Below are 6957 nucleotides of genomic sequence, written 5' to 3'. Positions count from 1 at the left end.
GGCATCGCAGATGGAGGCGATCTTGTAGGAATTGTTCGATTCACTACGGTCGCCAACCCTGAAGGATGGAGCCTCGTTAAGAGCCTTCACCGCCTGCTTGAGTGCCTCTAACAGATCCGGCGCAGCCGCAATCAATTGGGCATTCGCCTTCGCGGTTCCCGCCAGATAACCCATATCAGGAGCAAGCCCCATGTGAGCCACGGTTTGCCGTCCGTATCCATTGGAAGCCATCACTTCCAAAACGCCCGCACTGTTACGATGGACCGCCCAAGGAGCGGGGGTTGCCCCACCCGCTAAACTTATATTATCAGTATCTATATTTGCATTCATTTTAATATATCTTGAGATCTGGGCACAGCTCACGCAGGGAGTGCCGATTAGTTATTTTTTAACTATCTATCCACCTTAATTAAGACGCCCCTCTTGAAGCCTTTCAATTTCAACCTTTGGAATCAGAATTCTCCTTCCCATTTCGGGGACGCATCTAATGACCCCTGCATGAACTCGCTTTTCAATTGTAGACCTTGAAGTGCCTAAAGCCTTAGCAGCCTGAGCGACGGTTAAAGGTTGTTTGCTATCCGGATTGAGCCGATTACTAATTATCTCAGCCAACCGTTCCAGTTGTTCTTCAGTTAGGATGACCTGTAGTCCATTACTCATGGCTTTTAATTATTCGATTGATTCACTGAGTTCTGCTCGGTGGCTGGTCAGCCCCTTCTCGGTCAGGGAACGGGCAGCTTGAATTGTCAACTCCCGGACTATCTCGATAGCGCGGACGCCGCGACGGATAGCTTCTTGGCGGACTGCCCGAACCACTTCTTCGGGTAGCCCGTCTGCCCATTCAGGCAATGTCGCATTCGCAATTGGTGATCACATGAACCGAATAAGGTTCAATTTGAGAATCTTATCAACAAAAATATCACACTCCATGAAAAACTTTTGCTTTTTGTTCGCAATTTGCGATACATGAGAGCAACTCACCTGCAAACCGATGAAGATCACCATTACCCCACAGGAGATTCAGGCTTGGCTAGACCATACCCAACGCGACAGAGATTGGCTCGCCGAGCAAACTGGGGCAGCCAAAGGGACAATTGCAAATTGGCTAGCCGCCAATAAACGCAAACCAATTCCCGAACCGACCCTGAGACTGATTGAGAGATTGATGTGTGACGACCTACTCGGGGAGCCTCAATTTTCCTTCGGGGAAGCAAAGATGATCCGGCAGGCTATGGATCAAGAAGGATACAAGAGCTTACGCGATTTCATGCGAGACGCTGTTATAGCGAATGCCCGCCTGCTCACCAGCGGAACTCAAGATGCAGAAATTGTTCCCGACTCGATCATTGCGTTTCCTGAAATACCCCTTCATTACGCAGCAGCCGGACAACCAGTGTCTTCAGATATTGATTACTACTCGCCTACCAAAGACTACGGGCGCGGGAGATTCGCCTGTACACTACATGGAGATTCTATGTCGCCTAAATTCCCTGATGGCTCAACTGTCATTCTGCGTGAGCGCGAAAGCCTTTCGAGTCCATTTCTCAAGAAAGGTGAAATCTATCTTTTCGTGGTGAATGGAGAAAAGACTCTCAAGATCTACAACACCCGCCTCGCTAAAAAGGCAGAAATTGAAGCCGGAATTTCTTATATCTCCGAGATCGATGGAAAATCCAAGGTTAAGATTCTGAAGTCGATTAATCCTGAGTTTCCGGAAATCATCGCGAAAGAGCCGATCGAGTGGATTGGATGGTTCGATAAAAGCGACAATAAGTGACTGAGTAGAAATCCGCTCAAATTTGGGGTAAATCCTATAATTCGAGCAGATTTTTACTCATTTTCAAAATCATCGGGCCAGATCCATACTCTGATCGGAAGCTCGTTGGCCTGAATCACTGAACCTAAACGGATGATGTGTCCTCGGTCTCGTTTTTCATTTGTTACGATCAGAACAATACCGGCTCGCTTATTTGTTTGAAGCGAATACCAGAGACATTGCCCAATTGCCTCTTTCCAGTTCGTAGCTTTCTCTACTTCTATCGCGTAAGCCTCGGTTAAGATGTCAACGCGGCCGTTGGGCACTTGCACCTCAGTCTTCCCTCCGAGCTTTCTCGCGACCTCATCGCGATACCAAGCCTCAGGATGTGCTGGAGTTTCCTTGGCACACGCGCTACTACCTACCAAGGCTAGCACCGCGACCACATACAGAGAGATTCGAACGTAAGAAAACATTCCTGATCGTAGGTGCGATCCTAATATATGGTAGGTGATTCTTCTACTCTTCTCCCATTGACCACCAAAATGACCACTCGTGCTTCAGATGGGGCGGCCTTTATCTGCTCTACATCCGCAAAACTGGCTTAAGGAGGCCGATTTTCGGCTGTGAACACGTAGAAAACATTCCACGGCTCAACTCTTAATCTTTTGGTCCTTGGTTCGAATCCAAGCCGGGGTACTTTCACTCCATCAACCTTTTAAGGATGCGCCTCTATTTGGCGTTGCATATTGGGGTTCGAGATTTGGTGTAACCCCCATTTCCAACCTAAATCTTACCAACTTCCCTGGATGGTCAGACATCCTCACACAAAAAAACCCCGTAAACACGGGGTTTTCGAACAAACAAAAAGGAAGTAGCGGCTGTGGGACTCGAACCCACACTCGTTAGAACTCGATTTTGAGTCGAGCGCGTCTACCAATTCCGCCAAGCCGCCTTGGGGTGGGCGGATGTTGCAAATACCACCCGGGTTGCGCAAGAGGATTCTTTCCTTTCTTCATCGATCACCAGGCACGGTCGCCCCGGGCATCGAAGGGCAACCACAACAAGCCGACATGCTGGACGCTCACGTTCGCCCGGGTCGGTTTCAGGATTTCGGTTTCGAGCTCCAAACTTGCAGGATTGTAGGATTCCGATAACTGTGCGATTTTCTGCTCCAAGTCGGCTCGTTTGGCAGCGATCTCGGCCTCGATGTCTTCGACTTTGTCCTCTGCATTGGCAACGTCCTGGTGCTGTTTGTAGGCGGTGGTTGCTTTGCTGATCGAGGCTGAGGCGCTGCGGCTTCCCAAGCCGGATTTTCGCCCGAAAAACGTGCTGAGGATCCCAGTAAGCACCGAGACTCCCGCTTGCATTTTGGCCGCGTTTGCCTCGGCCTTTTCCTTCGCAAGTCGCCCTTGAGCGGTTCGCAATCGCGACTCAAGTGCCGACACCTTGCTCTCCGTGTCTTGACGAAGTTTCTCGACTGCTGCGTCCCTGGCTTCGCGAGCTTCGTGTTGCAGTCTGCTGCGGAAATCGCCCTCCGCTTCTCCCAAATTTGACCATGCTTTTAATGCGGGGCAGGAGAAAATTTCAGCGCGCTCGTTGCGATACATCCATTCTGAAAAATCCTTTTCGACCTGTTTGTAGTTTGCCTGATTCATGGCGTAGCCAGGCAACTCCGCGAATCCGACTCCATCAACCGGTTCATTGGATTCCACATCGATTTTCACGGGGGGCGACAGTGGTTTTCCCCAGTCGATTCGGTCCTCAAGGATCGCATAGATCTGCTGGATCGTTCTGGCTCCGTCCACGCCCATTTTGGTCGATGAAAAATGCACCTCCCCCACCCTCAGCAAATGCGGCTGATAGATCATATCATCGGCACCACCGGCTGGGTTGACAAAAATTTCCTGAACGCCGGCGCCAACTACTGGACGCGTCGTATTCCCTGTTTGCCGCGCCGCGGACATGCCTGGCATCGCCATCGGGTTCACGGTCGGAGATTCAGCGATGAGATCCTCAAAGGCATCCCGTTTCGGGTCCATCAAGGTCTTGATCTGCCTTTTGGTCAATGGACCTGTTAGATAACTCATCACCCAGCGCACATGGAACAAGACCGGGCCGTCCTCATGGACGTTGTTCATGAGAAAAATCCGGTTCCCCAGACCTGAAATGAGCTGCTCCATCGACTTTCGATCGAATTTTGCGTTCTGCGATCCCGCTGCGCCTTCGAGCCCATCAAGGACCCGCATTTTATCCCGCTCGGTTTGCAATCGCCCGAGAAACCACGTGCCGATGTTGGATAGCGCCTTGTAGTCGAGGTCGACCGGGTTCTGGGTCGCGAGCAAGCAACCGAGACCAAAGGCGCGCGCCTGCTTGAGGAGCGTCATCATGGGTTTCTTCGAGGGCGGATTGGCCGTGGGTGGCAGGAAACCGAAGATCTCGTCCATGTAGAGCAAGGCCCGTAATGAAGTCGTGCCGTTCTGGGTTCGCATCCAGCCAAGCATTTGATTGAGCAGCAAACTGACGAAAAACATCCGCTCGGAGTCGCTCAAGTGAGCGATTGAAAAGATCGAGATCCGCGGCTTGCCAGCGGGGTCATGTAGCATCCGGGCGATATCGAGAGGGCAACCTTCCAACCAGGTGGAAAATCCCGGTGAGGCAAGCAGGTTGTTGAATTTCAGCGCAAGTGTCTGACGGGATTTTTCCGGATAGAATGACTCCAGATCAATCACCCCAACTTTGTCGAAAGAGGGTTTTTGAATGTGTCGGATCAGGCTTTCCAATGTTATGTCCACTTCATCTGACCAAGCTTTCTGAAAAATCGCACCTAACAGAACAGCTTCGGAACTTTGAACGCTATCGCCATCCACACCAATCAAGGAGAGCAACGAAGAAACCGTGCTTTCAATGCGATCGCCTAACAACTCCGCATCGTCCATGACCTCGAAGGGTGGGGCCTGCAGCGAACTTAGAATGGAAACCGGAATCCCAGCCCGGCTGCCGGGAGTGAAAATGTTGATGTCCACATTTTCACGCAGTTGAGCGATCCTTTCTGGCGACTGCCCCCAATCTGCCAACCCATCACGCCAGGCGGTGGCTGTCTTTGCCGCGAAATCGTCGGGAGAGACGCCCTTTTTGGCGGCGTCATCTTCGTTGATCCAAGGTCGGAAGCTCGTCGCATCCAGATCCGGAAATGTCAGCAGCAAGTTGGAAATGTCGCCCTTTGGGTCGATGACAATGGCTGGAATGTGATCCATGGCCGCTTCTTCCAGCAATGCCATGCAAAGTCCGGTTTTGCCCGAGCCGGTCATCCCCAGGACCACGCCGTGCGTCACCAAATCCTTGGAATCGTAAAGCACCAGCTCATCCTGAATCTTCTGCGATCCCGCATCGTATTCCCTCCCCAGATAGAATTGCCCGAGTTTTTCGTAGTCCGTGGGGGAAATATTCATGGCGAGGATGTTGCTCATCTGCGGGGACGGATTCCAGCTGGAAGATCGGCAAAGTCATGGATTCGATCGCCCGACATTGATTTGGCTAATATTCAAATTTTTAATTGCGGAATTCAATTTTTTAAGCTCTACATCAATTTATTCAATGCAGAAGCCAACACACAAGAAACTGGTGACTCGCTGTCCTTTCTGCACCGGGCAGCTCTTGATTAGCCGCCTGGCATGTGACACCTGCGATACGCGGATCGATTCGGAATTGCCAGTTCCGCCATTTTTCAAGCTTCCGCCTGATCTTCAGGATTTCGTGCTCATTTTCCTCCGTTGTCAGGGAAAAATTCGCGATGTCGAGAAGGAGCTCGGGATTTCCTATCCGACCGTTTGCAAGCGGCTGGCGCTGGTCAATGAGCTGCTCGGAAACCAGAGCGCTCCACGCGATACGAAGCAAATTTTAGAAGAACTCGAACGTGGCGAAATTACCGCCAGCGAAGCCTCTCAGTTATTAAAACAAAAAAGCTCCAACCCGTCCTAAGCCATGCTGAATCTTCTATCCGCCGTTCCCATTGCTTCTAACGAAGCTCACTCCAAGATTCCACTCACCCCGTCCCTACCGATACTTCTCATCGTCCTGGGGATATGGTTTTTCGTTTCCGGGATATTAAGTAAACGATTCGGCTATTCCCGGAAGTTTCTCTTCCTCACACCTGCTGCTACTTTACTTGCCGCAGTTATCTTTGGAGCTTGGGGACTTTTTCGCGATGGGTTCATCGGCTTTTCTAGCAGATACGAAAACCGCTTACTATTCGCAGTGATTTGCCGAATCTTTATGGTCCTCTTGTGCGTTCCTTTCTTCCTGAAAGTCTATGCCGCCTGGATCGGTAAGCGGGCGACTGCAGCCGAAAAGTCACCCGGCGTGGTCGGGTTTCGCGCCTGGCTATCGCCCTCAAACATGATCTTTGCCGTTTTGATTTCAGCATTCGCCGCGGGTGGATATCAGAGTAGTTTCTTTGGCATTTTCAGCCTTCTGATCATCTGTCTGCTGGTTCAACCCATGGTCAGCAGCTTCAAGGCGATGCCATCTGCCACGGAAACCGATGATACTTTGTCTGTTGAACGCGAGAAAATCTTATCCCTTCTTGAACTAGGGACTATCACCGCTGACGAATGTGCCGATCTCCTCAGCGCGCTCAGCGGTTCTTCTCAACCTTCACCATCATCAATGGGTAGCCGCCTCACTCCGCAAAGACGGTTAACGATTGCAGGAGCAGCATTGCTCTTGCTTGCGTTTTTTCTACCTTGGTTTTCAACGGACTTCAGAGAGATTGCCAACCAACTCCCTGAACCACTACAGTATCCGGTCATCGAATTGCTATCAGATTTTAAATTGTTAAATATGAACTATCAGATCACTGGCAACGAAGTCGACCATGGTTTGGGATGGCTGGTTCTGTTGATCGGCCTCGGCACTGCTGGTTTACCATATATTGCATCGCAAATGGATTTGGCCACGCAGCGAACCATCTCATCCATCGGACTCGGCATCGGTGGTTTGATTTTAATCTATCTGACTGTGCAAAATTTGAAAATCATCAACATCGGACTGCCATTGGCTATCGTCGCTTATATCCTGGAGTTTCTCGGAGTGATGAATCCGAATTGGTTCAAATTGGTGCAAAAGGAAATCGAACCTGAACCTGTTCCATAATTCCAGACCGGCGGTGCCACGGCGCGGTCGGGTTGGAATCTGCCGGG

The 6957-nt window shown here is 50.7% G+C and carries 6 protein-coding genes, 1 tRNA gene and 1 pseudogene; 3 read left to right on the top strand and 5 right to left on the bottom strand.

The window, feature by feature from the left end:
• Together JIN85_RS14510 and JIN85_RS14505 are read right to left on the bottom strand one after the other, a co-directional pair.
• Positions 1-330: pseudogene (locus JIN85_RS14510) on the bottom strand (hypothetical protein); the annotation flags it as partial.
• Positions 331-405: 75 nt separating this feature from the next.
• Positions 406-660, bottom strand: coding sequence for a helix-turn-helix domain-containing protein (locus JIN85_RS14505; protein WP_200271991.1), 255 nt, complete (start codon positions 658-660; stop codon positions 406-408).
• 331 nt (positions 661-991) lie between these two features.
• On the opposite strand from JIN85_RS14505, the gene JIN85_RS14500 reads away from it, so the two are divergent.
• Positions 992-1777, top strand: coding sequence for a S24 family peptidase (locus JIN85_RS14500; RefSeq protein WP_200271989.1), 786 nt, complete (start codon positions 992-994; stop codon positions 1775-1777).
• A 53-nt stretch (positions 1778-1830) separates the two neighbouring features.
• Here the strand turns inward: JIN85_RS14500 and JIN85_RS14495 are convergent, their stop codons facing one another.
• The 3 genes from JIN85_RS14495 to JIN85_RS14485 form a co-directional block, all read right to left on the bottom strand.
• Positions 1831-2232, bottom strand: coding sequence for a hypothetical protein (locus JIN85_RS14495; RefSeq protein WP_200271988.1), 402 nt, complete (start codon positions 2230-2232; stop codon positions 1831-1833).
• A 399-nt stretch (positions 2233-2631) separates the two neighbouring features.
• Positions 2632-2711, bottom strand: a tRNA-Leu gene (locus JIN85_RS14490).
• Between the two features lie 67 nt (positions 2712-2778).
• Positions 2779-5226, bottom strand: coding sequence for an ATP-binding protein (locus JIN85_RS14485; protein WP_200271986.1), 2448 nt, complete (start codon positions 5224-5226; stop codon positions 2779-2781).
• Between the two features lie 127 nt (positions 5227-5353).
• On the opposite strand from JIN85_RS14485, the gene JIN85_RS14480 reads away from it, so the two are divergent.
• A complete protein-coding gene (locus tag JIN85_RS14480; protein WP_200271984.1) occupies positions 5354-5737 on the top strand; it encodes a DUF2089 domain-containing protein in 384 nt (127 codons plus the stop codon).
• A gap of 3 nt (positions 5738-5740) precedes the next feature.
• The gene (locus JIN85_RS14475) at positions 5741-6910 is read left to right on the top strand and encodes a hypothetical protein (RefSeq protein WP_200271982.1); all 1170 of its coding nucleotides are present in this window, start codon (positions 5741-5743) and stop codon (positions 6908-6910) included.
• Positions 6911-6957: the final 47 nt, after the last annotated feature.

Source organism: Luteolibacter pohnpeiensis (assembly GCF_016595435.1).
GTDB lineage: Bacteria > Verrucomicrobiota > Verrucomicrobiia > Verrucomicrobiales > Akkermansiaceae > Luteolibacter > Luteolibacter pohnpeiensis.
The sequence above is the reverse complement of the archived record's forward strand: the minus strand, read 5'-3'. Positions and strand labels throughout refer to the sequence as shown.